The sequence below is a fragment of the Streptomyces sp. NPDC001832 genome (assembly GCF_040297265.1).
Taxonomy (GTDB): domain Bacteria; phylum Actinomycetota; class Actinomycetes; order Streptomycetales; family Streptomycetaceae; genus Streptomyces.
The window spans coordinates 13,640-40,094 of the sequence record NZ_JBEOYU010000018.1; the positions used below are offsets into that span (position 1 = coordinate 13,640).

At 70.1% G+C, this 26,455-nt stretch carries 24 protein-coding genes; 14 read left to right on the forward strand and 10 right to left on the reverse strand.

Annotation, left to right across the window (positions count from 1 at the left end):
- Nucleotides 1-58: 58 nt before the first annotated feature.
- Nucleotides 59-694, forward strand: a complete 636-nt coding sequence (locus ABT115_RS16575; RefSeq protein WP_351789638.1) for a suppressor of fused domain protein — start codon at nt 59-61, stop codon at nt 692-694.
- Nucleotides 695-786: 92 nt separating this feature from the next.
- Here ABT115_RS16575 and ABT115_RS16580 read toward each other — a convergent pair whose 3' ends face one another.
- A complete protein-coding gene (locus ABT115_RS16580; RefSeq protein ID WP_351789640.1) occupies nt 787-2,022 on the reverse strand; it encodes an MFS transporter in 1,236 nt (411 codons plus the stop codon).
- A 152-nt stretch (nt 2,023-2,174) separates the two neighbouring features.
- Between ABT115_RS16580 and ABT115_RS16585 the strand changes: the two genes are divergently transcribed.
- From ABT115_RS16585 to ABT115_RS16595, 3 genes are all read left to right on the forward strand, one after another.
- The gene (locus ABT115_RS16585) at nt 2,175-2,813 is read left to right on the forward strand and encodes a DUF6758 family protein (RefSeq protein WP_351789643.1); all 639 of its coding nucleotides are present in this window, start codon (nt 2,175-2,177) and stop codon (nt 2,811-2,813) included.
- A gap of 157 nt (nt 2,814-2,970) precedes the next feature.
- Nucleotides 2,971-3,837, forward strand: coding sequence for a PHP domain-containing protein (locus ABT115_RS16590; protein WP_351789646.1), 867 nt, complete (start codon nt 2,971-2,973; stop codon nt 3,835-3,837).
- Nucleotides 3,838-4,019: 182 nt separating this feature from the next.
- The gene (locus ABT115_RS16595) at nt 4,020-4,625 is read left to right on the forward strand and encodes a MarC family protein (protein WP_351789649.1); all 606 of its coding nucleotides are present in this window, start codon (nt 4,020-4,022) and stop codon (nt 4,623-4,625) included.
- A 71-nt stretch (nt 4,626-4,696) separates the two neighbouring features.
- Here the strand turns inward: ABT115_RS16595 and ABT115_RS16600 are convergent, their stop codons facing one another.
- Complete coding sequence (locus ABT115_RS16600; protein WP_198676864.1) at nt 4,697-4,849, reverse strand: DUF8834 family protein; 153 nt, start codon at nt 4,847-4,849, stop codon at nt 4,697-4,699.
- A gap of 219 nt (nt 4,850-5,068) precedes the next feature.
- On the opposite strand from ABT115_RS16600, the gene ABT115_RS16605 reads away from it, so the two are divergent.
- Complete coding sequence (locus ABT115_RS16605) at nt 5,069-5,956, forward strand: NYN domain-containing protein (RefSeq protein ID WP_351789652.1); 888 nt, start codon at nt 5,069-5,071, stop codon at nt 5,954-5,956.
- 15 nt (nt 5,957-5,971) lie between these two features.
- On the opposite strand, the gene ABT115_RS16610 is transcribed toward ABT115_RS16605, so the two are convergent.
- Nucleotides 5,972-6,820, reverse strand: a complete 849-nt coding sequence (locus ABT115_RS16610) for an alpha/beta fold hydrolase (RefSeq protein WP_351789655.1) — start codon at nt 6,818-6,820, stop codon at nt 5,972-5,974.
- 148 nt (nt 6,821-6,968) lie between these two features.
- Entirely contained in the window at nt 6,969-8,813 is a 1,845-nt protein-coding gene (locus ABT115_RS16615) for a DEAD/DEAH box helicase (protein ID WP_351789656.1), read from the reverse strand.
- A 584-nt stretch (nt 8,814-9,397) separates the two neighbouring features.
- On the opposite strand from ABT115_RS16615, the gene ABT115_RS16620 reads away from it, so the two are divergent.
- Nucleotides 9,398-10,135, forward strand: coding sequence for a ferritin-like fold-containing protein (locus tag ABT115_RS16620; RefSeq protein WP_502969109.1), 738 nt, complete (start codon nt 9,398-9,400; stop codon nt 10,133-10,135).
- 48 nt (nt 10,136-10,183) lie between these two features.
- Here the strand turns inward: ABT115_RS16620 and ABT115_RS16625 are convergent, their stop codons facing one another.
- The 4 genes from ABT115_RS16625 to ABT115_RS16640 all read right to left on the reverse strand — a co-directional run bounded on the left by ABT115_RS16625 (nt 10,184) and on the right by ABT115_RS16640 (nt 12,048).
- On the reverse strand, nt 10,184-10,453 hold the full coding sequence (locus ABT115_RS16625) for a hypothetical protein (RefSeq protein WP_351789662.1): 270 nt from the start codon (nt 10,451-10,453) through the stop codon (nt 10,184-10,186).
- 199 nt (nt 10,454-10,652) lie between these two features.
- On the reverse strand, nt 10,653-10,880 hold the full coding sequence (locus tag ABT115_RS16630; RefSeq protein ID WP_351201915.1) for a DUF3107 domain-containing protein: 228 nt from the start codon (nt 10,878-10,880) through the stop codon (nt 10,653-10,655).
- 142 nt (nt 10,881-11,022) lie between these two features.
- Nucleotides 11,023-11,664, reverse strand: a complete 642-nt coding sequence (locus ABT115_RS16635; RefSeq protein WP_351789665.1) for a TetR/AcrR family transcriptional regulator — start codon at nt 11,662-11,664, stop codon at nt 11,023-11,025.
- Nucleotides 11,665-11,832: 168 nt separating this feature from the next.
- Nucleotides 11,833-12,048 (reverse strand): Rv3202a family protein, encoded by a 216-nt coding sequence (locus tag ABT115_RS16640; RefSeq protein WP_351789667.1) that lies wholly within the window; start codon nt 12,046-12,048, stop codon nt 11,833-11,835.
- A 114-nt stretch (nt 12,049-12,162) separates the two neighbouring features.
- Between ABT115_RS16640 and ABT115_RS16645 the strand changes: the two genes are divergently transcribed.
- From ABT115_RS16645 to moeZ, 7 genes are all read left to right on the forward strand, one after another.
- Entirely contained in the window at nt 12,163-13,125 is a 963-nt protein-coding gene (locus tag ABT115_RS16645) for an alpha/beta fold hydrolase (RefSeq protein ID WP_351789670.1), read from the forward strand.
- 8 nt (nt 13,126-13,133) lie between these two features.
- Nucleotides 13,134-14,384, forward strand: coding sequence for a DUF3152 domain-containing protein (locus ABT115_RS16650; protein WP_502969106.1), 1,251 nt, complete (start codon nt 13,134-13,136; stop codon nt 14,382-14,384).
- Nucleotides 14,385-14,626: 242 nt separating this feature from the next.
- On the forward strand, nt 14,627-16,477 hold the full coding sequence (locus tag ABT115_RS16655; RefSeq protein ID WP_351789676.1) for a DUF3492 domain-containing protein: 1,851 nt from the start codon (nt 14,627-14,629) through the stop codon (nt 16,475-16,477).
- On the forward strand, nt 16,470-17,870 hold the full coding sequence (locus ABT115_RS16660) for a hypothetical protein (RefSeq protein WP_351789679.1): 1,401 nt from the start codon (nt 16,470-16,472) through the stop codon (nt 17,868-17,870). Before ABT115_RS16655 ends, ABT115_RS16660 begins: the two co-directional genes overlap by 8 nt.
- Nucleotides 17,871-18,038: 168 nt before the next feature.
- Nucleotides 18,039-19,004 (forward strand): NAD-dependent epimerase/dehydratase family protein, encoded by a 966-nt coding sequence (locus tag ABT115_RS16665; protein WP_351789682.1) that lies wholly within the window; start codon nt 18,039-18,041, stop codon nt 19,002-19,004.
- Entirely contained in the window at nt 18,992-19,834 is an 843-nt protein-coding gene (locus tag ABT115_RS16670; protein WP_351789684.1) for a spherulation-specific family 4 protein, read from the forward strand. The genes ABT115_RS16665 and ABT115_RS16670 overlap by 13 nt, the downstream gene beginning before the upstream one ends.
- 85 nt (nt 19,835-19,919) lie before the next feature.
- Nucleotides 19,920-21,098, forward strand: a complete 1,179-nt coding sequence (moeZ, locus tag ABT115_RS16675) for an adenylyltransferase/sulfurtransferase MoeZ (protein WP_351789687.1) — start codon at nt 19,920-19,922, stop codon at nt 21,096-21,098.
- A 132-nt stretch (nt 21,099-21,230) separates the two neighbouring features.
- Here the strand turns inward: moeZ and ABT115_RS16680 are convergent, their stop codons facing one another.
- Together ABT115_RS16680 and ABT115_RS16685 are read right to left on the reverse strand one after the other, a co-directional pair.
- A complete protein-coding gene (locus ABT115_RS16680) occupies nt 21,231-22,835 on the reverse strand; it encodes an alpha/beta hydrolase (protein WP_351789690.1) in 1,605 nt (534 codons plus the stop codon).
- A gap of 121 nt (nt 22,836-22,956) precedes the next feature.
- Nucleotides 22,957-25,806 (reverse strand): lysylphosphatidylglycerol synthase domain-containing protein, encoded by a 2,850-nt coding sequence (locus ABT115_RS16685; RefSeq protein WP_502969107.1) that lies wholly within the window; start codon nt 25,804-25,806, stop codon nt 22,957-22,959.
- 176 nt (nt 25,807-25,982) lie between these two features.
- Here ABT115_RS16685 and ABT115_RS16690 point away from each other — a divergent pair, with 176 nt between their 5' ends.
- Nucleotides 25,983-26,402 carry an MGMT family protein gene (locus ABT115_RS16690; RefSeq protein ID WP_351789695.1) on the forward strand — a complete coding sequence of 140 codons (420 nt, stop codon included), beginning with the start codon at nt 25,983-25,985 and terminating at the stop codon, nt 26,400-26,402.
- Nucleotides 26,403-26,455: the final 53 nt, after the last annotated feature.

Below are 26,455 nucleotides of genomic sequence, written 5' to 3' on the forward strand. Positions count from 1 at the left end.
GCCGACTGAGGGCCAATCCTTTACTTTGCCCATTCCATACGCGTCCTATGCTCGCAGGATGGGAGAAATTCTTGCTCTGGTCGAGGCCCGGCTGCTGACGGCCCTCGGTGAACCGGATGCGCGCGCTGCGGTGACGTTCCTCGGAACGGACCGCATCGAGGTGCTCCGCTTCGTCGACGGCGACGTGGTGCGCTACGCCACGCTCGGCATGTCCGCACAGCCGATGGCCGACCCGACCGCGGCTCTCGCGGACCCGGTGAAGGGCCCGCGCGCCGAGCTGGTCCTCTCCGTGCGTGCCGGACTCGCCGACACCGACAAGGTGCTGCGCCCGCTGGCCGTGATGGCCGCCACACCGCAGGTCGAGGGTTTGATCGTGGCGCCCGGCGCCTCGCTGGACGTCGGTGAGCCGCTGTGGCCCGGGGCGCCGTTCCGTTCCGTACTGGTCGCCGAGCCGGGCGGGCTCGTGGAGGACCTGGAGCTGAATGAGCCTGCGCCGCACAGCGGCTCCGTGCGGGGCGGTGGCCGGGAGCCCGGCGGGACGATGGAGCCGGTGCGGTTCCTGCCCCTGCTGCCGATGACACACAACGAGGCCGCGTGGAAGCGGGTCCGCGGCGCGCAGGCGCTCCAGGAACGCTGGCTGACGCACGGTACGGATCTACGTGATCCGCTGCGTGGGTCCGTGACGCTGGACTGAGAGGTACGCCGTACCAGGCACACGGGAAGCCCCGCCGCGCAGCCAGGAGGAGGAGCCGCGGGCGGGGCGGAACCGGGTTTGCGTCGTGGATGTCAGTCGTCGACGAAGACCGCGACGCCGTCCTCGGTGGCGTGCTTGGGCTCCAGCTCCTGAGCCTCATGGGTCAGCGCCGTACGCCGGATCCAGATGACGAGCGCACCGACGACGGCCGCGACCGCGGCGACCACGAACGGGATGTGGATGTTGCTCCACTCCTCGATCTTCGGTGCGAGGTACGGGGCGGCGGCTGCGGCGAACCAGCGGACGAAGTTGTAACCCGCGCTCGCCACCGGGCGCGGCGCGTCCGACACACCGAGCGCCAGCTCCGTGTAGACGGTGTTGTTCATGCCGATGAAGGCGCCGGAGACGATCGTGCAGACGATGGCGGTGGTGTGGTTGCCGTATCCCAGGATCAGGAGGTCGACGGCGAGCAGCACCAGCGAGGCGCCGAGTACGTTCAGCGATCCGAAGCGCTTCTGCAGCCGCGGGGCGACGAGCACCGAGAAGACCGCGAGCAGCAGACCCCAGGCGAAGAAGACCGCGCCCGACTTGTACGGCGTCATGTTCAGCACGAACGGCGTGAACGCCAGGATCGTGAAGAACGCGTAGTTGTAGAAGAACGCCGAGGCGGCGACGGAGGCCAGGCCGCCGTGGCCGAGCGCCTTGACCGGGTCGAGCAGCGAGGTCTTTTTGGCGGGCTTGGGCTGTTCCTTCAGGAACGCCGTGATGCAGATGAAGCCGATCGCCATCAGCGCGGCCGTGCCGAAGAACGGGTAACGCCAGCTGGCGTTACCGAGCAGGGCGCCGAGCAATGGTCCGCAGGCCATGCCGAGGCCGAGCGCCGACTCGTAGAGAAGGATTGCCGCCGCGCTGCCGCCGGCCGCCGCACCGACGATCACGGCGAGCGAGGTCGATACGAAGAGTGCGTTGCCCAGCCCCCAGCCGGCCCGGAAGCCGACGAGTTCGGCCACGGACGACGAGGTGCCGGAGAGTGCGGCGAAGACAACGACGAGCGCGAGGCCGGTCAGCAGCGTCTTGCGGCCACCGATCCGGCTGGACACGAAGCCGGTGATCAGCATCGCCACGGCGGTGATCAGGAAGTACGAGGTGAAGAGCAGCGACACCTGGCTCGGCGTCGCCTCCAGGCCCTTGGCTATGGACGGGAGAATCGGGTCCACCAGGCCGATTCCCATGAATGCGACAACAGAGGCGCCCGCCGTGGCCCAGACGGCCTTCGGCTGGCGCAGGATGCTACCCGCTCCCTGATCGAACGGATCCGCTCCCGGCATAGGTGTTCTCACTCTCCACTAGGTCGTTGCATCATGCAGAGAATAAGTTAGAGAGGTTAATGAGTGCAAGTTACATCTAATTCTCCTGGTGGGGAGCGCTGCGGACGTGATCACCTTGACGCGGCGACGGTCCTGGAGGACCGTTGGTCGCTATGAGGGGCGAACCCAGTTGCCCGAAGTGCGGAGGCCGGGTCAGGGCGCCCGGTCTCTTCACTGATACCTGGCAGTGCGCGGTGCATGGCAGCGTGCAGCCGCTGCAGCCGGTCGTCCCGCCCAGTGTCGAGGCGCTGAGTGTGGTGGTACAGCGCGCTCAGGTCCCGGTGTGGATGCCCTGGCCGCTGCCGGTGGGCTGGCTGTTCACCGGTGTGGCGAGCGCTGGTGACGACCGCAGCGGCGGTCGTGCCACCGTTGTCGCCTGTTCCGGCCCCGGCCCCGTCGGAGGCATCGGTGAGCTGCTGCTCGTCACCGAGGAGCTCGGTGTCGGACTCGGAGCGCGCTTCGCCGGGATCGACGGCCTCGACCCCGGCCCCTATCTGGACGTCGACGGTCCGCCGGACGTCAAGATGCTCGCCGCCGGACGCCCCACCCCGCTGTGGCACGTCAAGGGCGCTCCCGAGGACCGGGCGGTCTTCGCGGGTGAGGCGCGCGGGCTCTGGCTCTGGGCGATCGTCTGGCCCGAGCAGTCGGGGCTCCTGATGTACGACGAGCTGGTGCTCGCCGATCTGCGCGAGGCGGGGGGTGAGATGGACCTCGTACCGTGCGGGGCGCTCACACCGCGCCTGCTCAACTAGCCAGTGCCGCGACCTGCAAGGGCGTGTTTCGAAAGCAGCGTCGTCCGCCCGCAGGACCTTCGGGCCCGGCAGGGCACCGCTCGAATGTCGGTTATCCCTCGAATGCCGGTTATCCTTGGACGTCCCCTTGTCCGCCCCGAGCACTGGAGTACGAGTCGTGCGCATCGACCTGCACACCCACTCCACCGCGTCGGACGGTACGGACACCCCCGCCGAGCTGGTGCGCAACGCGGCCGCCGCGGGCCTCGATGTCGTCGCCCTCACCGACCACGACACCGTGCGCGGTCACGCCGAGGCGGTTGCCGCCCTTCCCCAGGGGCTCACCCTCGTCACCGGCGCCGAGCTCTCCTGCCGGATCGACGGTGTGAGCCTGCACATGCTGGCGTACCTCTTCGACCCGGACGAGCCCCAGCTGGCACGGGAACGCGAGCTGGTGCGGGACGACCGGGTGCCGCGCGCCCGGACCATGGTGGGCAAGCTCCAGGCGCTCGGCGTGCCGATCGAGTGGGAGCAGGTCACGAGGATCGCCGGGGACGGATCGGTCGGCAGGCCGCACATAGCCACCGCGCTCGTCGAGCTCGGCGTCGTCGAAACCGTCTCCGACGCCTTCACGCCCCACTGGCTCGCCAACGGCGGACGCGCATACGTCGAGAAGCACGAACTCGACCCCTTCGACGCGATCCGGCTGGTCAAGGCCGCCGGTGGCGTCACCGTCTTCGCCCACCCGCTCGCCGTCAAGCGAGGCGCGGTGGTGCCCGAGTCGTCGATTGCGCGGCTCGCCGCCGCAGGCCTCGACGGCATCGAGGTCGCCCACCCGGAGCACGACGAGCCGACCAGGGCCAGGCTGCGCGGGCTCGCCCGGGAGCTGGGGCTGCTGACGACCGGGTCCAGCGACTACCACGGGAGCCGCAAGACCGTCGGACTCGGCGAGTACACCACCGACCCCGAGATCTACGGTGAGATCATCCGGCGCGCCACGGGAGCCTTCCCGGTGCCGGGCACCGGCGGACCCCGCCCCACGTAGCGACGACGCGTCGTCGCCGGGGTGTGAAGCCCCTCGCCGCGCTGTCAGGCAGCCGGACGCGTACCGCCCGCTCGTCCCCCCTTCTGCTTTCCACCTTTGCGCACCCGGCCACCAGGCCGCCGTCATGGCTTCGTGATGCGCTTTTTCAGGCCGTTTCTCGCTCTCTTCTCGCAAGGCTCACTGTGTTCGACGTCGCTGTCTTCGGATCCCTTTTTCTTACGCTTTTTGTGATTATGGATCCCCCCGGGATCACCCCGATCTTTCTCGCCCTCACCGCGGGCCGCCCCGCCAAGGTGCAGCGCAGGATGGCGCTGCAGGCGGTGGCCGTCGCCTTCGGTGTGATTGCCCTCTTCGGTGTGCTCGGCCAGCAGATCCTCGACTATCTGCATGTCTCCGTACCGGCCCTGATGATCGCGGGCGGACTTCTGCTGCTGCTGATCGCGCTCGATCTGCTGACCGGCAAGACCGACGAGCCGACGCAGACCAAGGACGTCAACGTGGCGCTCGTGCCACTGGGCATGCCGCTGCTCGCCGGACCCGGTGCGATCGTGTCGGTGATCCTCGCGGTGCAGGACGCCGACAGTGTGGGAAGCCAGATCGCGGTCTGGTCGGCGATCATAGCCATGCACATCGTGCTCTGGCTGACCATGCGCTACTCGTTGCTGATCATCCGCGTCATCAAGGACGGGGGTGTCGTGCTGGTGACCAGGCTCGCCGGAATGATGCTCTCCGCCATCGCCGTACAGCAGATCATCAACGGGGTCACCGAGGTCATCCAGAGCTCCTGACGGCCTCGTGGACACCACGGCGCCCCCGTACGGGCCTTCCGTACGGGGGCGCTTCGTCTGGACCTCGTGCGTTACGAAGCCGAGCTTTCGGCTGGGCGGATATAGATGCGCTGGCCTATGGCTGCGGCCTGCTGCACGATCCGGTTGACGGAGGCGGCGTCCACGACGGTGCTGTCCACGGCGGTACCGTCGACATCGTCGAGTCGCATGATCTCGAAGCGCACAAGGCTTCCCTTCGTCTGATCCTCCTACTGGAGAACTACTGGGAGGACGGGTGACCCGTCCGCAAGGATGAGAGCGCCCGACACCGCTGTCCCGCGCTCCACGAGGTATAACGACTTGCCTACTGCAAACATTCCCTACGCTAAGGAAATTTTTTGGATGTCTAAGTACCAGCAGGTCACGGAGCAGGATCCGGCGACGAGGTCCACGACGAGGCCCGAATGAAAGAGGCAGAGATCCGCGAGCGTCTGGACCGCACCAACGAGCTGCTCCAGCGCGTGCTTGCCGAGGTGTCGAAGACCCCCTCGACCCACGCGATCTTCGTGGACGCGGGCTATGTGTACGCCGCGGCCGGACTGCTCGTCACCGGCACCGAGGACCGCCGCTCCTTCGACCTCGACGCGGAAGGGCTGATCGAGGCCTTCATCGACAAGGCCCGCACGATCTTCGCGGACAGCAGACTGTTGCGCGTGTACTGGTACGACGGAGCCAGGCGACGTATCCACACCGTCGAGCAGCAGTCCATCGCCGAACTCCCCGACGTCAAGGTCAGACTCGGCAACCTCAACGCCAACAACCAGCAGAAGGGCGTCGACTCACTCATCCGCAGCGACCTCGAATCGCTCGCCCGGCACCGCGCCATCAGCGACGCGGCACTGGTCGGCGGCGACGAGGACCTGGTGTCCGCGGTCGAGGCTGCGCAGGGGTACGGGGCCCGGGTCCACCTGTGGGGCATCGAGGCGGGGGAGGGGCGCAACCAGGCCGAACCGCTGCTCTGGGAGGTCGACAGCCAGCGCACCTTCGACCTGGACTTCTGCCGCCCGTACGTCACCAGACGCCCCGTCACCACGTACGAGGACGACACCCCCGCGCCCCCGCGCGAAGACGTCCGCTTCGTCGGTGCGCAGATCGCCGCGGCCTGGCTGGCCGCGCGGGGCCGCGAGTCCCTCGCCGATCTGCTGCCCGGACACCCGTACCTGCCCGGCTCCGTCGACCAGGACCTGCTGGTCGAGGCCGAACGCCTGCTGCAGCACTCGCTGCGCGGCCACGCACATCTACGGCGGGCGCTGCGTGACGGTTTCTGGCAGCACCTGCAGGCGCAGTACTGAGTTCGACTGCCGTCGCTACAGGCTGTCCCAGAAGGAGACGAGCGCGGCCGCCGTCTGCTCCGGGCGGTCCGTGTTGGGGGAGTGCTCGGCGCCCGCGATCCGGGTGCGGCGCGCGCCCAGCCGCTGCGCCATCTCGTCGAGCAGCGGCACCGGCCAGGTGTCGTCGCGCTCGCCGGAGAGCACATGGAGGGGCAGAGGTACGGCGGCGAGTTCGGCCACCCGGTCCGGCTCGGTCGCCAGCTGCCGGCCGGTGGCGATCAGCTGGGCGGGCCGGTGGCGCAGCCAGCGCCGGCGCAGAGCCTCGCCGTCCGTCGCCGCCTCCTCGGGCGGGTCGAAGGCGCGCATCGCCTCCCACACCTCGGCCATGCTCAGCGTCGCGAGCGCGTCGCTGAGCATCTTCACCTTGAGCTGCTGGGCCTCGGCGACCTGGGCGGGTCCGGAGGACATGAGGGTCAGTGAACGGAACGGCGAGGCGTCGAGCAGCACGGCGGCGCGGGCGATCTGCCCGCCGAGCGAGTGCCCGACCAGATGCACGGCGTGCTCGCCGCCGACGCCGCAAGTGGCGGCCTGCGCAAGCACATCACAGGCCAACTCGCCCTGTGCGTACGTCTCCTGGCGGTCCGTTCCCTCGGTCTCGTACTGCCCGCGACCGTCCACGGCGACGGTCCGGTACCCGGCGGCACAGAGTGGTTCGAGGAGCGCGATGAAGTCTTCTTTGCTGCCCGTGTAACCGGGCAGCAGGAGGGCGGTGCCGCGCGGCGGGGTGCGTGGCGAGGCGTCCAGTACGGCGAAGTCTCCACGCGCGGTGCGGAGCTGGCGGGCGCGGGCGCAGGCGGGCGGGGTGAAGGTGGGTGGCCGACTCATGGGACGAGGTTACGACCTCGGGGGAAATAGTGAGCGGCGTCGCGGTGTCCTGGAACGCCGGACGGGCTTGAGGGCGCCCTCAAGCCCGTCCGGCAAAATCAAGCCCCTCAGGGGCTGTCGAGCGGTGTCCGGGGCGGAACCGGACCAATCAGCCCTCGGTCTTGGCGGCGGCCGAACGCGGTGCCCGCCGCCTCCGCGGCTTCGCCTCGCCCACGGCGAGGGGAGCCTGGGCCGCAGTCTCCGTCTTCGGCTTGGCGGCCGCACGGGTGCGGCGACGCGGCCTGGTCTCCGGGCTGGGCTCGGAGATCGGCGCGATCTGGAAGTCGACCTCGTCCTCGGCGGGCTTGATGACGCGGGCGCGGCGACGCGGCTTGGTCACCGTCTTCGCCTCGGGCACCGGCTCGGAGATCGGCGCGATCTGGAAGTCGACCTCGTCCGCGACCGGCTTCACGACGGCGGCCCGGGTGCGGCGGCGGCGCGGCTTGGTCTCGGTCGCGGGCCCGGCCTCGGCCTCGGTCTTCGTCGCGACGGCGACGGCCGGAGCCTCCACCGTGGTCACAGCGGTCTCGGCTGCGACGTCCGGGGCACCGGCGCGGGTACGGCGACGGCGGCGCGGCGTACGCGCCTGCGACGGGGCGTCGGCCGCCTCGGTGCAAGGGGCCGGCACCGTGGCTGTGGTGGCGGCGGTCTCCTCGACCAAGGCGCCGCCCCGCGTACGACGTCGCTGACGCGGCGTACGCGGCGCACGCTCCTCACGGACGGCGGGCGCCGACGCGGCGGAGGACTTGCGGCCGCGGCCGCCCGTCTCGCCGAGGTCCTCGATCTCCTCGGCCCGCAGACCCGCACGGGTCCGCTCGGTACGCGGCAGAACACCCTTGGTGCCGGCCGGGATGTCGAGCTCCTCGAAGAGGTGCGGCGAGGTGGAGTACGTCTCGACCGGGTCGTTGAACTCCAGGTCGAGCGCCTTGTTGATCAGCTGCCAGCGCGGGATGTCGTCCCAGTCGACCAGCGTGATCGCGATGCCCTTGGCACCGGCCCGGCCGGTCCGGCCGATGCGGTGGAGGTAAGTCTTCTCGTCCTCCGGCGACTGATAGTTGATGACGTGGGTCACACCCTCGACATCGATGCCGCGGGCCGCCACGTCGGTGCAGACGAGTACGTCCACCTTGCCGTTGCGGAACGCGCGCAGCGCCTGCTCACGCGCGCCCTGGCCGAGGTCGCCGTGGACCGCGCCGGACGCGAAACCGCGCTTCTCCAACTGCTCGGCGATGTCGGCGGCCGTGCGCTTCGTACGGCAGAAGATCATCGCGAGTCCGCGGCCGTTGGCCTGCAGGATGCGGGAGACCATCTCCGGCTTGTCCATCGAGTGGGCCCGGAAGACATGCTGCGAGATGTTCGCGACGGTCGCGCCCTCACCGTCGGGCGAGGTGGCGCGGATGTGCGTCGGCTGCGACATGTAGCGCCGCGCGAGACCGATGACGGCGCCCGGCATGGTTGCCGAGAACAGCATCGTCTGCCGCTTCGGCGGAAGCATGGTGATGATCTTCTCGACGTCGGGCAGGAAGCCCAGGTCGAGCATCTCGTCGGCCTCGTCGAGCACGAGCGCGCGGACGTGCGAGAGGTCGAGCTTGCGCTGTCCGGCGAGGTCGAGCAGCCGGCCCGGGGTGCCGACGATCACATCGACGCCCTGCTTCAGGGCCTCGACCTGCGGCTCGTACGCACGGCCGCCGTAGATCGCGAGAACGCGGACGTTACGCACCTTGCCGGCGGTCAGCAGGTCGTTGGTGACCTGCTGACAGAGCTCGCGGGTGGGGACGACGACCAGCGCCTGCGGCGCATCGGTCAGCTGCTCGGGCTTGGCCCGGCCGGCCTCCACGTCCGCGGGGACGGTGACACGCTCCAGCAGGGGCAGACCGAAACCGAGGGTCTTGCCGGTGCCGGTCTTGGCCTGGCCGATGACATCGGAGCCGGAGAGCGCGACAGGGAGCGTCATCTCCTGGATGGGGAACGGGGACTCAATGCCGACAGCCTCAAGGGCCTCGGCCGTCTCGGGAAGAATCCCGAGTTCTCGGAACGTAGTCAGGGTGCTGCCTCTTCTGTGAGACGCGGTCCGAGGCGAACGCTGGGGGTCGTACCGTGCCGGGGCTGGTCATCCGGCCATGGATGCCGGGGTGGCGCGGGACCACTGCCGTCGCTCGAGCGCTCGTGCCGCTGAGGGGCCCCTCATCTGCGGTCGTACGTGGTGTACGTCCCGCGTGGAGGGCTGTCGGGTCGGAGCCGATCGGGCCACCGACCGGGCATCCTGTTCAATTTCGCGCCCCTGATACATCCAAAATACTCAGTAGGCGCAATACCACTGTACCCCGGATTCGCGCATCCGTGCTGGGTGCATCGCAAACGACCCCGCCCGGCAGCGCTGGACGGGGGACATTCCTGATGCCGAGCGCGGGCTATTCTGCGCTTCGTGACTCCTCCCCGAGGGGCTTCTCACTCAACTGCGAAGCAGTCTCATGACGGCAAGCCCTGCCCGACGCATCACGCGTGGGCAGGAAAGTATCAGCCGCATGCGATGCTCCGCTGACATATCGGAAAGGTTGCGCCGTGACAGAGAGCGAGCACACGGGTATCGCCGCCCAGGACTGGGTCACCGCATCCGTGGAGCCGCAGTACCGAGCAGCGGTGGTGGACCTGCTGGGAGCACTCGCGTACGGGGAGCTGGCGGCCTTCGAGCGGCTCGCCGAGGACGCCAAACTCGCGCCGACGCTGGCCGACAAGGCCGAGCTGGCCAAGATGGCCTCCGCCGAATTCCATCACTTCGAGCGGCTGACGGACCGGCTGACCGCGATCGAAGTGGAGCCGACGGGCGCGATGGAGCCGTTCGCCAAGGCGCTCGACGACTTCCACCGTCAGACCGCGCCGTCGGACTGGCTGGAGGGCCTGGTCAAGGCCTACGTCGGCGATTCGATCGCCAGTGACTTCTACCGTGAGGTCGCCGTCCGGCTCGACTCGGACACCCGCTCCCTCGTCCTCGCCGTGCTCGACGACACGGGGCACGGCAATTTCGCCGTCGAGAAGGTGCGCGCCGCGATCGAGGCCGACCCGCGTGTCGGCGGGCGGCTCGCGCTGTGGGCGCGCCGGCTGATGGGCGAGGCGCTCTCGCAGGCCCAGCGGGTGGTGGCCGACCGCGACGCACTGTCGACGATGCTCGTCGGGGGTGTGGCTGACGGGTTCGACCTGGCGGAGGTCGGGCGGATGTTCTCGCGGATCACCGAGGCGCACACCAAGCGGATGGCTGCGCTCGGACTGGCCGCGTAGTCGGTTCCACGGCCGTCCGGCGCCCGTTCCCACGGGTGCCGGACGGCTTCAGGCCGCCGCTGATCGGCTCAGGCGGTGGTTACTGGGGCGGACCAGCAGCGAGATCGTCACAGCCCCGACCGGCACCGCGCCGATCAGCGTGGCCACTGCGTGGCCCGGGCCCAGCACCGAGTGCATGAGAAACGCCCCGAACAGGGCTCCCAGAGTGCCGGTGGCGAAGACGGTGCGGCGGGACGGGAGCCGCTGCGGCAGCGAGCGGAGCGCCAACCAGGCGAGGGCCAGTCCGAGCACGGCGGAGCCGAGGAATTCCAAGATCACAGAAGATCACCTCGCGAGTTGCGGGGCGGTAAATGGGTCGTTAGCGCTCCTACCCGAGGGCCGCGCAACGCAACCCTCCCCGGCAGGCCGTTCCCCGCACCGGACCTGAATCTCCGTGCCGGCGCGGTCCGGAACGGAAAGCGGCCCGGTGGGGAATTCCCCGCCGGGCCGCTTTCCGTCGCTGCGTCGAGCGTGTTGCCTACAGCGCGCCGAACCCCACGCGGCGCGTGCTGGGCTCGCCGATCTCCACGTACGCGATCCGGTCGGCCGGCACCAGGACCTTGCGGCCCTTCTCGTCCGTGAGGCTGAGCAGCTGCGCCTTACCGGTGAGAGCCTCGGCGACCGTGCTCTCGACCTCTTCGGCGGAAAGCCCGCTCTCCAGAACGATCTCCCGGGGCGCGTGCTGCACCCCGATCTTGACCTCCACGGCTATGTCCCTCCGACGGTCAGTCCCTGCGCGGTGAACCGCGCCGTACGCAGCACACATTAGCCCGCTGGGGCGAGCCGCCAGCGGTCGGTGGGCAACGCCCACAGCGAACACGGGCGCCGACCGCACCCGGCGGCTTGCGTCAGTGCTGATCGATGCTGTGCAGCGGGAAGCCCGCGATGCCCCGCCAGGCCAGCGAAGTGAGCAGCTGCACCGCCGTGTCCCGCGGAATGGCGGACTGGCTGGAGAGCCAGTAGCGGGCGACCACCTGGGAGACACCGCCCAGACCGACCGCGAGCAGCATGGACTCGTCCTTGGACAGCCCCGTGTCACCGGCGATGACGTCGGAGATGGCCTCCGCGCACTGCAGCGAGACCCGGTCGACGCGCTCGCGCACCGCGGGCTCATTGGTCAGGTCCGACTCGAAGACCAGCCGGAAGGCGCCGCCCTCGTCCTCGACGTACGCGAAGTACGCGTCCATCGTCGCGGCGACGCGCAGCTTGTTGTCGGTCGTCGACGCCAGCGCCCCGCGGACCGCCTGGAGCAGCGATTCGCAGTGCTGGTCGAGCAGGGCCAGATAGAGCTCCAGCTTGCCCGGGAAGTGCTGATAGAGCACCGGCTTGCTGACTCCGGCCCGCTCCGCGATGTCGTCCATCGCGGCGGAGTGGTAACCCTGCGCCACGAATACTTCCTGCGCGGCGCCCAGCAACTGATTGCGTCGGGCGCGGCGAGGCAGTCGAGTGCCCCGCGGGCGCGCCGCCTCGGTCTGCTCGATGGCTGTCACGCCGCCTCCCAAATTTGTGATCGGACACAGCCTTTCTGTGCACGCTGCGCCGTACCGCCATCGTACTTTTGGGTAACCCGGGTGCGCGCGGCGCGGACGCAGAATTTCACGGACCGGACAGCTGCGGTAGCCACAGATTCATCGACCGGTGGGGCAAAGCGGGGCGTACTAGCGGTAATCGTCCTCGTCCTGTGTGACAACACGAGCCTGCTCCACCGCATCCGCCTCATTGGCGCTGTTCCGGTCGATGTCCATGAGCGGTTCGTCGCGGCTCTGCTGGAGATCGGTCCGCTGCTCGGCGGCGTCCGCCCGAGGCGTCTCCTGGTCCGGCTCGTCCGGCTGGATGTCCTCGAAGGTCTCGGGGTCGCTGGGGTCGACCGTCATGGTGACTCCCTTCCTCTCCTCGCTACGAGCCTAGGAGCTGCCCCTTGAAGCCGCTATGCGGTTTGTGACCGCGAACACATGAACCGCGGTGTGATCGTCTCGTAACATTGCCGCATGTCTTCGACCGAGCTGCCGGGATTCCGTGCCGCCACCGCGGTGGCCCCCACGGTGAGCACCGTCAGGGTCGCGGAGGGGGAGGAGGTACGCTCCGTCGCGCTGCCCGGACTGACGCTGACCATCCGGTCCCGGCCGCCGGAGCGGGCCGGGCTGCCGCCCGCGCTCTATGTGCATGGGCTCGGCGGCTCCTCGCAGAACTGGTCGGCACTGATGCCGCTGCTCCAGGACGTGGTGGACGGTGATGCGGTCGATCTGCCCGGTTTCGGCGACTCGCCGCCGCCGGACGACGGCAACTACTCGGTCACCGGGCATGCCCGCGCCGTGATCCGGCTCCTCGACGCGGAGGAGCGCGGGCCCGTCCATCTGTTCGGCAATTCGCTGGGCGGCGCCGTGGCCACCCGGGTTGCCGCGGTCCGTCCCGACCTGGTGCGCACCCTCACTCTCATCTCGCCCGCGCTCCCCGAGATCCGGGTGCAGTGGCCCGCCGTACCGACCGGACTGCTCGCCGTTCCTGGTGTCGCAACCCTGTTCGCCCGGATGACCAGGGACTTGACCGCGGAAGAGCGCACGCGCGGCGTCATGACGCTCTGTTACGGCGATCCGGCGCGCGTCTCCGAATCGGGCTTCCAGGCAGCGGTGGCCGAAATGGAGCACCGGCTGGAGCTGCCGTACTTCTGGGACGCGATGGCGCGCTCGGCACGTGGCATCGTCGATGCGTACACGCTGGGCGGGCAGCACGGGTTGTGGCGCCAGGCCGAGCGGGTGCTCGCACCGACCCAGCTCGTGTATGGCGGACGGGACCAGCTGGTCTCGTACCGGATGGCACGCAGGGCGTCCGTGGCTTTCCGCGATTCGCGGCTGCTGACACTGCCCGACGCGGGGCACGTGGCGATGATGGAGTACCCGGAGGCGGTCGCCCAGGCGTTCCGGGAACTGCTCGACGAATGCGGTGGGAGCTGATCCGGGGCGTGGGACGACATAGTCGAAAGGGCCCCGAATCCGCGGGCCCCGATGTCGCGAGCGCGGGCGGCGATCGCGAGGTCGCACGTCCGGGGCCCGGCAGCGGGCGGCGCCGGAGGCCGGCCGACACGTCGGCCGGTGCGGACGGGCACACCCCGTTCCGGCAGACCGGCCACGTTCGCGGCGGCCACCCCGAGCAGCGTGAACCGGGCGGCGGCTGGGGGACCGGGGCGCAGCAGACAGCGCCTCGGTACCAGCAGCAGGCCGGTACTCAGCCGCTGGTACCGGGACCGCGGCGCGATTTCGTCGAGGCGTTCGACACGCCACCCGCTCTGCCCGCACCCCGGGGGCCTTCCGCCCCACCGGCCCGGCCCGCCGATCCGTACAGCTCGGTCGGCGAGGGGGAGAAGCAGCCGCCCGGGGACGCCGACGCGCCGACGCCTGCCAAGGACGGCAAGGGCACCAGGGGCCGCACCTTCACCGGTATCGCGGCTGCCGCGGTGACCACCGTGCTCGCGGTGGTCGTGTCCGGGCAGGTCGCCCACGACGCCGGCGGCGGGAACAGCGCCGCGCAGCCCGCGGGCGTCGACCGGAACGACACCGACGGCGCCTCTCGCTCCGACGGCCGGCCGGCGAAGGGGGAGCAGGCCAAGCCCCTTTCGTACACGGAGAAGATGGCCAAGGCATATCCGATCTCCCCGGAACTCCAGGGTTCCGGGAAGTTCGAGGCGGTTCCGGGGACGGCGAAGGCCCCTGGCACGGGTCACAAGTACCGCTACCGGGTCGATGTCGAGAAGGGCCTCGGGCTCGACGCCTCGCTCTTTGCCCGGGCCGTCCAGGAGACGCTCAACGACGACCGCAGCTGGGCACACGGCGGCGACATGACGTTCGAGCGGATCTCCTCCGGCGAACCCGATTTCGTGGTCACCCTGGCCAGTCCCGGGACCACCGCGGACTGGTGCCGGAAGTCGGGCCTGGACACGACCGTGGACAACGTCTCGTGCGACTCCGCGGCGACCGAACGCGTGATGATCAACGCCTACCGCTGGGCGCAGGGGTCGTCGACGTTCGGCCCGGACGAACTCTTCGCCTACCGCCAGATGCTGATCAACCATGAGGTCGGTCACCGGCTGGGGCACGGCCACGAGAGTTGTCGCACGCCGGGAGCCCCCGCTCCGGTGATGCAGCAGCAGACCAAGTCCCTGGAGAGCGACGGGATCAAGTGCCGGCCCAATCCCTGGGTTTATCCGGTCAGTTGAATCGAAAAGGCTCGTCCGCAGCCTCAGAGGCCACCCGACAGCCTCTCAGGCCCCCTGTGTGACCGTTCGCCTCCATAGCGCGACAGAACGCCGACGGGGCGGGAAAGTTACGACCGTTCACCCCTTTCGGTGGTGCGACGGACAACCGTCCGTCGCGCCACCGGCGTATCCGCTTACGGTCGTCCCGCTGTGAGCCGCCGTTCCAACGGCGGCCGCCCACAAGGGAGATCGGGGGTGTACTCGTGCGGATCGGACTCCTCACCGACGGTGGTTATCCGTATGCGACTGGTGAGTCCAGACTCTGGTGCGACCGTCTGGTGCGCGGACTCACGCAGCACGAGTTCGATCTCTTCGCGCTCAGTCGCTCCGCCGACCAGGAAGCGCGGGGCCGGGTTCAGCTCCCGACGCAGGTCAACCGGGTGCGGACGGCATTGCTGTGGACGGCCGACGAGGGCGTCCTGGGCACCCACGCGGCCAAGGGGCTGCTCGCCCGGATGGCGACGGGCGGGGGCCGGCGCTTGTACGGACGGCGCGAACGACAGCGCTTCACGGCATATTTCACGGCTCTCGCGACGTCCGTCTGTACGGCGGGTGCGACGAGAGCCGAGGACGACGCCGCGGGCGCGAGCGGGGAAGACGCGGGTTCCGGCGAACGCAGCGGAGACGGGCGTACGGGCCGTACGGCAGCCAGCATCGCGGACGCGCAGTTCACGGACGGCCTCTACGGACTGGCCGAACTGGCCCGCGAACACGGGGGGCTTCCCGCGGCGCTCCGCTCCGAAACCGCCGTACGCGTACTCGAAGCCGCCTGCCGTGCCCCGGGCGGCGTCCGCACCGTCCAGACCGCCACCATCCCCGACTTCCTCGCCCTCGCCCGGGAGCTCGACCGGGTGCTGCGTCCGCTCTCCCTCGCCTGGTACGACGAGGAGAGCCTCGGCGCGGTCGACCTCTGCCACGCCACATCCGGTGGTGCCGTGGCACTGCCGGGACTGCTGGCCAAACGCTTTTTCGGGGTTCCGTTGCTGGTCACCGAGCACGGTGTGCAGTTGCGGGCGCACTACCTCGCCGCGACCCACACCTCCCTCAGTGCACCGGTACGCGCCCTGCTCGCCAACTTCCACGGACGGCTCGCCACCGAGGTGTACCGGCAGGCCGAGATCGTTACCTCTGGCAACACCCACGCCCGCCGCTGGCAGGAACGGTGCGGCGCCGTACGCGAGAAGCTGCGCACGGTCCACCCCGGCATGGAGTCCGGCCGGTTCATGGCCCTGGGGGAGAGCGGCGACAGCGGTCCCGGCGACACGCTGGTCTGGGTCGGCCGGATCGAGCCCGCCAAGGACCTGATCGCGCTGCTGCACGCCTTCGCGGAGGTGCGGAAGGCCGAACCGGGCGCCCGGCTGCGGATCATAGGCGCTCCGGCCCAGGGCCCGGAAAGCGCCACCTATCTCGCGCACTGCCAGGCGCTTGCCGCCCAGCTGTTCCCCGACGAGGCCACGGACGCACACTCCGTCGGCGACAGCCCGGTCTCCTTCGAGGACATCGGAGGAGCCGAAGTGCCGGATCTGTCGGAGGCCTATGCGGCGGGTGGGGTTGTCGTCCTCTCCAGCGTTGTCGAAGGCTTCCCCGTCAGCCTCGTCGAGGCGATGTTCTGCGGACGGGCCACGGTGTCGACGGACGTCGGCGCGGTGGTCGAAGTCATCGGCGGTACCGGGCTCGTGGTGCCCCCGCGTAATCCCAGGGCGCTCGCCGACGCCTGCCTCGCGCTGCTGCGCGACCCCGAACGTCGCGCACGGCTCGGAGCGGCGGCGCGCGCCCGCGCACTCGAACTCTTCACGGTTGAACAGAATCTCGCGGCATTTCGCGGCATCTACCTGGAGCTGATCTCGCACTCCCCGGTCCGCAGGGAGGCTGACGCGGTGAACGCCGACGGCGAACCGCGACCGTTCGCCACTCCGCCGGAGGCGCACGTCCAGGGCTCGTGGACGGCCTCGGGCCCTGCCCCGGCGGGCGCGGCCGACCGCACACCCAACTGGGTCGCCGACCCTCTGACCGTCTGTGCGGTAGCGCGGGGAGAAGGTGGCGGCGATGTGTGAACAGCAGCAGGGGACGGCCGGGCCGGGTCGCAGCGGCGGCCCGGGACGGTCCGACGAAGTCGGCGACGAGCATGGAGGAATCATCATGGGCGGCCCGACCGAGGTGTCCGACGCACCCGCCACACCGACCGCCGGCGAAAGCCTTACGGCTCCGGACACCGAGCCCGCCCCCGCTCCGAGAGCCATCGAGAAGGCTGTAGCAGAGCAGGCCGTGACGGAGAAGGCAGCCAGGGAGGGGGGCGCGGCTCCCCGCGCCCCCGAGATCGCGCGCGCCGCTCCGGCGCGCAAGCTCAACGCCTCGCGCCGAGGTCCCGCCGACCCCGTGAAGCCGCTGATGCACCGCCACCGCGAGCTGTGCCAGCGGGCCGTCGATCCGCTGGAGATCGCCGCAGGACTCGAAGCCCATGGCATCAGCGACCGTGCCGCAGCCCGCTACCGGCACCGCGATGTCTTCTCGCTCGCCGAGGAACTCTTCGCCCGGGTTCCCGCCGCGGAGGGGGAACCCGCACCAGGACTCCGCGCGCCCGAGCGCGACACCGAGACACGCGCCGCATGGTCGCTCCGCGCACTGGTGCCGGGCGCCGCCTGTATCGCGACCGCCGGCGCACTGAGGCTCACCGAGGGGGTGCTCGGAGATCAGGGACGGCTTGTGACCGCCCTCACCGGAGCGCTCGTCGCCGTCGTCGGACTCGCCCTCAGCCTGCGCAGCGGCCCCCTGCACGCCGAAGGCCGGTCCTCGGGCATCGCCCATGTGTACGGCTGCTGGCTCCTCGGCTATGTCCTGTACGGCGACGCGCTGCTCGACCAGGTACTCAGCGGCGGCCCCGAAGGCCCCTGGACACTCACCCCCGCACCGCTGCTGGGGCTGGCCCTCTCCGTCGCCCCGGCCGCCTGGTGCGCGCACCTCTTTTCCGTACACGCGCACCGCAAACTCATCGGCAGCCGCGCACTGGAGGAGTTCGTCGCAGGCGTACGCCCCCTGCTGCTCGGAGCCGTCGCACTCCATCTGTGCGTCCTCGCCGGGCTGCTCTACGTCGCACATCTGGGATACGGGGGCGGCGGCGCCTTCGTCGGGGCGGCCGCGCTCGGTGTGCTGCTCCTGCTGGCCCGGCTGCTGACCGTGCACGGCTTCCCCGAACCCGCCGCCGCCGGACTCGCCACTGCCTGCGCCCTCGAAGCGCTGGCACCCGCCCTGGTCCTGGCCGGGCGGTTGCCCGGTCTGCACTTCCTCGCCCGCCCCGTCGACGTCCTTGTCGTGACGGCCGGCATCGGAGCCGTACCCGCCGTCGCCTGTGGCGCAGCCGCGCTCGGGCTGCTGATCACCGCCACCGTCACTCTCTCCCGGGCATCCGCCCACACCACGCCCGGCGACCAAACCGGCACCACCGCGTAACCCGCTCCAGCCCCGCATACGAACCACCCGCACACCGCCCGCGGAGCCGGCGCCCCGGGTCGTTCCCCCGTACCGCACCACACTTCCTCACTTCCTCAAGGAGATACCGGACATGACCCCTCAATCCCCAGCACCGGCAGCCCGCCGTCGGCACCAAGGGGGCGCGCGATGAGGGTGCTGCTGCTGGGAGCCAACGGATTCCTCGGCCGGTTCGTGGCGGACCGCCTGCTCGCCGACCCCGCCGTGCACCTCACGGCGCTCGGCCGCGGAGACGACGCCGACGTACGATTCGACCTCGCCGCCGGCAGCCCCGGCGCGCTGACCCGCTTCCTGGACGCCGTCCACCCCGGCGTCGTCGTCAACTGCGCGGGCGCCACCCGCGGCGGGGCCCGCGAGCTGACCCGCCACAACACCGTCGCCGTCGCCACCGTGTGCGAAGCAATGCGGCGCAGCGGCTGTATGGCCCGGCTCGTCCAGGTCGGCTGCTCGTCGGAGTACGGGCCCTCGCAGCCCGGCTCATCCACCGCGGAGGACGCAATTCCGCGCCCCGGCGGTCCGTACGGCGTCAGCAAGCTCGCAGCCACCGAACTCGTCCTCGCCTCCGGCCTCGACGCGGTCGTGCTGCGGGTCTTCTCCCCAGTCGGCCCCGGCACCCCGGCCGGTTCCCCGCTCGGCAGACTCGCCGAGGCGATGCGCCGGGCCATGCAGTCCGGTGATGGCGAGCTGAAGCTGAGCGGCCTCGGCGTGCAGCGCGACTTCGTAGACGTACGCGATGTCGCGCGCGCCGTGCACGCCGCCTCGCTCTCCGCCGCGCAGGGCGTCGTCAACATCGGCACCGGTCGCGCCGTGCGGCTCCGGGAGGCGGCTGCCCTCCTCGCCAGGGTCGCCGGATACGCGGGCGCACTCCATGAACTCGACGCGCCCCCGCCCCGGCTGCCCATCGGCGCCCCGCGCACCTCCACCGAGTCGGTCGTCGAGCACCTCTCGGCGACCCCGTCCCCCTACCCGGACGGCTGCGGAGCCTGGCAGCAGGCCGACGTCCGCACCGCCAGGGACCGGCTCGGCTGGCGCCCCCGGACCAATCTGGAGGAGTCCCTCGCCGACATCTGGATGGAGGCGGCGTGCCGTATCTGACCCCCACCAGTACCGCTCGCCGGACCAGCGGCGCCGAACAGCTCGGCTTCGGCGTCCCCGGCTACGCGCATCCGCTGCTCGCCCCCACCGAGTGGGCCGAGCTCACCCGCCCCGGCACCCCGCTGCACTGGGCGGTCCTCGACATCGACAACGGCCCCGGCGACCGCCCCGACCCGCACTGTCTGGAGGCCGCAGGCCGGCTCCGCAACGCACGGGAGCGGGCCGTGCACGGCGATACCCCGCAGGACTCCGTCCGGGCGGCGGGCGGCCGGGTGCTCGGTCACCTCGATCTGGCTTTCGGCAGCCGCCCCTTCGGCGAGCTGATCGCCGACGCGCAGTCATTTCTCGACTGGTACCGCGTCGATGGCTTCTATCTCGGCCGGTGCCCGGCCGAGCGTGCCGACCTCGCGGCGGTCCGCCGTCTCACCAACACACTCGCCACGCTCCTCGACCACAGCGGCAGCGACCACGCGGAGGAGAGCGGGGAGGAGGGCGGGCTGCTGGTGCTGGGGCTGGGCACCCATCCGTATCCGGGCTATGCCGAGGCCGCCGACCAGCTGGTCACCTTCTCCGGACCATGGGCGGACTACCGCTGGTCGCAGGTGGCGGAGTGGACCGCCGCCTACCCCCCGGACCGATTCGCGCACTTCGTCCACGGCGTTCCGCGAACCCACCTCGAAGAGGCCATGCGCATCGCCCGCTGGCAGGGCGCGGGCACGATCTTCTTCACGGACCGGGACGGCCGGCACGGACAAATGGACCCATTCGCGGCGCTGCCCAGTTACTGGAACGAAATTGTCTCGCGGATCGGACGTGGTATCTCGGAATGAGAAGGGGCGTGGCAGTGTTACGGCAAGAGCAACCGTACGTAGATGAAGTACGTAGAAACCGACCACCTGCATTGTTGAGGTTCCTGTGTCGCTGCCACCCCTGGTCGAGCCAGCTGCTGAGCTCACCGTCGACGAGGTCCGCAGGTACTCCCGCCACCTGATCATCCCGGATGTCGGGATGGGCGGACAGAAGCGGCTGAAGAACGCGAAGGTGCTCTGTGTGGGCGCCGGCGGTCTCGGTTCGCCGGCCCTGATGTATCTGGCCGCCGCCGGTGTCGGCACGCTCGGCGTCGTGGAGTTCGACGAGGTCGACGAATCGAACCTGCAGCGCCAGATCATCCACAGCCAGGCCGACATCGGCCGCTCCAAGGCCGAGTCCGCCAAGGACTCGGTGCTGGGCATCAATCCGTACGTGAATGTGGTCCTTCACGAGGAGCGGCTCGAAGCCGGCAACGTGATGGACATCTTCGCCCAGTACGACCTGATCGTGGACGGAACGGACAACTTCGCCACCCGCTATCTGGTCAACGACGCAGCCGTACTGCTGAACAAGCCGTACATCTGGGGCTCGATCTACCGGTTCGACGGCCAGGCGTCCGTCTTCTGGTCCGAGCATGGCCCCTGCTACCGCTGCCTCTACCCGGAGCCGCCCCCGCCGGGCATGGTCCCCTCCTGCGCCGAGGGCGGCGTGCTCGGGGTGCTCTGCGCCTCGGTCGGCTCCATCCAGGTCACAGAGGCCATCAAGCTGCTCACCGGTATCGGCGACCCGCTGGTCGGCCGGCTGATGATCTACGACGCCCTGGAGATGCAGTACCGCCAGGTCAAGGTCCGCAAGGACCCCGACTGCGCGGTCTGCGGCGAGAACCCGACCGTCACCGAGCTCATCGACTACGAGGCCTTCTGCGGCGTCGTGTCCGAGGAGGCCCAGGAGGCGGCGCTCGGCTCCACGATCACTCCCAAGCAGCTCAAGGAGTGGATCGACGACGACGAGAAGATCGAGATCATCGACGTCCGTGAGCCGAACGAGTTCGAGATCGTCTCGATCCCCGGTGCCCGGCTGATCCCGAAGAACGAGTTCCTGATGGGCAACGCCCTCCAGGACCTCCCGCAGGACAAGCGCATCGTCCTGCACTGCAAGACCGGTGTCCGCAGCGCCGAGGTCCTCGCGGTCCTCAAGTCGGCGGGCTTCGCCGACGCGGTGCACGTGGGCGGCGGCGTGATCGGTTGGGTCAACCAGATCGAGCCCGAGAAGCCGGTGTACTAGGGCCGCGACCGGCAGGGTTTGCCCGGTTGCAGCGAGCAATGAGGTCTCCCCCGCTCGAACGAAGCTGAGAGCTTGGGGAAGTGCCGGGCGTCGCGACGGGGCAAACCTTGCCGGCCGTCCGTGGATGGTGAACTACTTGCAGACTGTCCCGGCCGCCGGAACCTTGCCGTCCAGCAGATAGCCGCCCACGGCGTTCTGCACACAGGCATTGCCGCTGTTGTATGCGCCGTGCCCCTGGCCCTCGTACGTCATCTGCACACCGACGCCCTTGCCCAGCGCGTCGGCCATCGCCTTCGCTCCCGCGTACGGGGTCGCCGGGTCGCCGGTGTTGCCGATGACGAGGATGGGGGCCGCGCCCGGCGCGCTGACGTCCGGCGTCGTCCAGGCGCCCGCCACCGGCCAGCCGGTGCAGGCCATCAGGCCCCAGCCCAAATAGTCACCGAAGACCTGCGAGACGGACTGGAACTCCGGGAGCTTCGCCAAGGTCTGGTCCGCGGTGAACCGCTCCTTGGAGTCGGCGCAGCTGATGGCGGTGTTGGCGGCCATCGAGTTGTTGTAGCGACCGTCGTCGGCACGGCCGTTCAGCGAGTCCGCGAGGGCGAGGAGCAGCGCGCCGCTCCCACCGTCGGCCTCGTCCACTCCCTCCTCCAGCAGCGGCCAGGTCTCCCGGGAGTAGAGGGCCGCTGCGATGCCGGTGGTGGCCAGGGTCTGCGTCAGCTGCCGGGTCCCGAGCCCCGGGATCGGCTTCTTCTCCAACTGGGTGAGAAGGCCGGAGATCCCCTGCTCGACCTCCTTCCCGGTGGTACCGGGGAGCTTGCAGGCTTCGCCGCGGTCCGCGCAGTCCTTGGTGAAGTTGTCCAGCGCGAGCTGGAACCCCTTGGCCTGGCCGAGCGAGACCTGCTCGTAGTCCTGGGTCGGGTTGACCACCGCGTCCAGCGCCGACCTGCCGACGTTCTTCGGGAACAAGTGAGCGTAGACGCCGCCCAGTTGGGTGCCGTACGAGAAGCCGAAGTAGTGCAGTTTCTTGTCTCCGAGCACCTGACGCATCAGATCCATGTCGCGGGCGGCGTTGGTGGTACCGACGTAGGGGAGCACCCTGCCGGAGTTCTTCTTGCAGGCCAACGCGAACGTCTTGGTTTCCTTGACCAAGGCATTCACCTCGGCGCTGGTGTCCGGGGTGCCGTCGCTCTCGTAGCGGGCGTCGATCTGCTGGTCGGTCTCGCACTCCACGCCCGCGCTGCGGCCGACCCCGCGCGGGTCGAAGCTGACCAGGTCGTAGCGGGTGCGGAGCTTGTCGTACGTGGTACCGAAGGCGGGCAGGCCGGCGACACCGGAGGCGCCCGGACCGCCGAAGTTGAAGATGAGGGAGCCGATCCGCTTGTCCGGGTTGCTGGCCCTGGCCCGGATGAGTTCCAGCTCGATCGTCTCGCCGCCCGGCTTTGCGTAGTCGAGCGGGGCCTTCATGAAGGAACACTCCCAAGGGGTGCCGTCCGGCAGGGGCGACGGGGCCTTTCCGCTGCCCTGTGCCTGGGACGGGGCCGGGCAGGGCTTCCACGTCAGCTGCTGGGAGGCGAGGTTGCCGGGGCTGCTCGGTTCGGCGGCATTCGCCGCAACCGGAGAGTTCTGCGGCCCCTCCGGGCCCTCCTTGTTGCCGCTCTTTGAGCAGGCGGTGATGGGAAGGAGCACGGTGACGGCGGCGGCGAGAGCGGCGGCACGCAAGGCGGGGAAGGTCCTCATGGCCCCATCGTGCGGCGGGAACCGGACCGGTGCACAAGGCACCGGTCCAAGCGGGTGGCAGCGGGTCTCTCCGGTCGCCCGATCGGCCTTGCCGACAGGCCGTACTGCGGCTGAGGAACCGTCAGAGCTCGCCCTTGCGGGTCAGATGGTTGAAGCAGAGCCAGCCGGGAAGCACCGGCAGCCACAGCGTCAGCAGGCGGTACAGCAGAACGGCCGGTGCCGCGACCTCCTTCGGCAGGCCGACCGCGATCAGCCCCAGCGTCAGCGCACCTTCGACTGCGCCCATTCCGCCCGGTGTGGGCGCCGCCGACCCCAGCGCGTTACCGGCCAGGAAGACCACCGCGACGCTGGCGTAGCTGAGATGCGGCACATCCGGACCGCTGAACGCCCGGACCGACGCGTCCAGGCACAGCACGAACAGGCCGGTCAGCAGCAACATTCCGCCGATGCCCGTCACCAGCTTCTGCGGCCGCTGCACCACATCGAGCATGCGCGGTACGACTCCGGCGAACAGCGACCGCACCCGCGTCACCACGAACTTCCGCAGGAACGGAACCGCCGTCACCACCAGCACCAGCACCGCGACCGTCAGCAGCCCGGCGATCACGGTCCTGGAAGGGGTGAGCGAGGACGGGGTCCTCTCCGTGCCGGTCAGATAGCCGAACGCCGCCAGCAGCAGAATGTGACAGCCGAGACCGAACAGCTGCGAGGCGCCGACACTCGCCACGGCGAGCCCCGGACGTACCCCGGCCCGCTGCAGGAAGCGGGTGTTCAGCGCCACGCCGCCGACCGCGGCCGGGGCGACGATCTTCACGAAGGACCCGGCGACCTGCGCCAGCACGGTCTTGCCGAACGGCACCCGCTCCGGCACGAAGCCCAGCAGGCTCATCGCCGCTGCGACATAGCTGAGGGCCGAGAAGGCGACCGCGGCCGCCACCCAGCCCCACTCCGCCTGCTCGACGACCACTCCGAAGTCGGCCTGGGTGACCTGCGAAAGGAGGAAGTACGCGGCGATGGCGCCGGCGATGCAGCTGACCAGGGTGCGCGCCTTGATGCGCTCCAGCCGTACCGGTACGACCGGTGCCTGCGGCCGGATCAGCAGTACCTGCTGACGCATCTGGGAGAGCAGATCCTCCTCGCGCGCCTCTTCCAGCGCGTCGCCCATGGCCCGCTTCTCGGCCTGCTTCTCGTTGCGCAGCGACTTGCGGGCGACCTTGCGGTCGGGGCCCGGACCGGCGGCGGAGGTCTCCTGAGCCGCCTCGTGTTCGAGCGCCCTGGCCCGCTTGGCCGCGTCCGACGCTTCGAGCACCGCCTCGCGCTCCCGCTGCGAGCGTTCCCGGGCGAGCCGGCGCAGGGTCGCCCGGGTGGAGCGGCTCAGCGCGAGCGGCTGGAGCAGCGGCAGACAGTCCGCGACGGCATCGGGGCCCAGTACCTCCAGCGCACCGGCGACGGCCCGCTCGGCGCCCACCCGCAGACCGGTGGTGGTCAGCAACTGCGCGACATCCATGCGCAGCACCAGATCACCGGCCGCGATCTCGCCGCCGCGCAGATCGGTGACGAACACTTTGCCGGCACGGTCCACCAGGATGGCGTCACCAGTGAGCCTGCGGTGCGCGATCCGCCGCGACTGGAGCGCCTTCACCTGGCGCCAGGCGCCGCGCACCAGTTCGTCGGTGATCTCCGAGTCCTCCAGGGTGTCCAGGGAACAGCCGCCGATGTGCTCGTACACCAGCATTACCGCGTCGGGACCGAGCTCGGAGGTGGCGATCAGCTTGGGTGCGTTGGCCCCGGCGGCGATCGCCGCGTACGCGAGCAGCGCCTCCTGCTCCAGCGCCTGGCGCAGCGACTGGAAGGAGCGGTTCTGGGTGATGCCGCGCAGGGTGAGCCTGCGCCACACCCGGTAGAAGAAGCCCTGGGCCTGTTGCTCGCGGTCGACGACCGTCACATCGAGCGGTGGCCCGTCCTCCAGGGTGACCCGATAGCGACGCCCCCGGTCGCTCTGGTCGCCGGAGTCGGGAGCCTCCTCGGCGCGCATCGCGGTGACCGGGTGGAAGCCGACACGGCGCAGACCGGCCATCAGGTGCTGACCGGTGGGGCGTACGTTCGGCGAGCCGACCGTGTACAGCGTGCCGTATGCCACGCTCCAGCCGATCAGCACGGTCAGGATGATCGAGAACGGGGTCGTGTAGCCGCTGACCAGCATGGCGAACGCGTCGAGCAGCAGGACCACCCACAGCACGACCCGCCAGCGCGGCCGTCTTGCCATCCCGACAGCCGTCATATAGGCGATCACGGGGGCGAGATAGCCGTGCACGGGATCGGTGAGCGCGTCACCGGGCTGCGGCTGGGTCAGGGCGTCCTGAATGGTGCTGGGGGCGGACTTGGCCACCCAGAGGTCGGTGGCGAGCGAGACGCCGTGCGCCAGTACGGCGGCGAGCACGCCGTCCGCGATCCGTAGTCCGTCGCGTTTGATCAGCCGCTCGATGGCGAAGGCGACCGGAACGAGCAGCACGGCGATGCTGGAGAGCAGACCAGCACTCTTGATCAAAATGTCGGGCGCCTGGCCTGTGCCCTTGTTGATGTCCTGTTCGAGCCCGGTGGTCGTGCCGTGGGCGAACGCGGCGATCGACAACAGGACGCCGATCGCCAGGACGCCGATGAGGAGCCGCAGGAGATCGGATGGGCGGTGCACCCGGGCGGGGAGCAGCGGTTCGTCTCCCGAGACGCGCTCGGCCTGCTCCGCCGCGACGGTGGAGAGCGTCGAGCCGGCCAGGCGCTCGGGGATCTTCCCCTGCTCCGGAGCGGGCTTCTTCTGCTCCGCACCGGGCTCCTCCTGCTCCGGACCGGGGTTCTCGGCGGGTTCGTCCGACGCGTCCGGGTACGACTCGGCGTCAGGGGCGTCCGCCGCCTTCGGTGGCTGCACGCCCTGCTCCTTCGTCGCCTCTGATCGGTCTTCGTGTTCTCGTATCACCGGTCACCACCGCCCGCACGATGGTGGCACGGTCCGGCGACAGAGGAAGGTGTCAAGGTGCACTGCGCGGACACGCGAAGCGCAACATACGCTCCTTTGCTCCCGCGCGCACGCCTTGTGGAAGTGCGCACACGGATCGGGCCAGGCTGTCCGTGGCGTACGGCAGGATGGGCCGGATGAGCCAATACCGGACGAGCGGCGACGGGACGAGCGGCGACCCGACGACCGACGAGTTGCCGGAGTACGCGGAGCGGGTGCTCGATGTCGCCGAGCTGATTCCGCCCGGCCGTGTCATGACGTACGGAGATGTCGCCGAGTGGCTGGGCGATGGCGGCCCGCGCCAGGTCGGCAGGGTCATGGCGATGTACGGGGCCGCGGTGCCGTGGTGGCGCGTGGTGCGTGCCGACGGGGTGCTGCTGCCCGGCCACGAACTGCGGGCGCTGGACCACTACCGCGAGGAGAGCACCCCGCTGCGCGAGGCGTCGCGCAGCGCGGAGGGCCATGTGCCGCGCCTCGACATGAAACGGGCGCGGTGGGACGGCGTCAGCGGCGGTACGGGCGCGGACAGGGACAAGGGAGGAGGTGCTCACATCTGACAGCTTGGGCCATTCGGGGGCGCAACGGGCGGCGACGGGCCCGGCGCGTGATG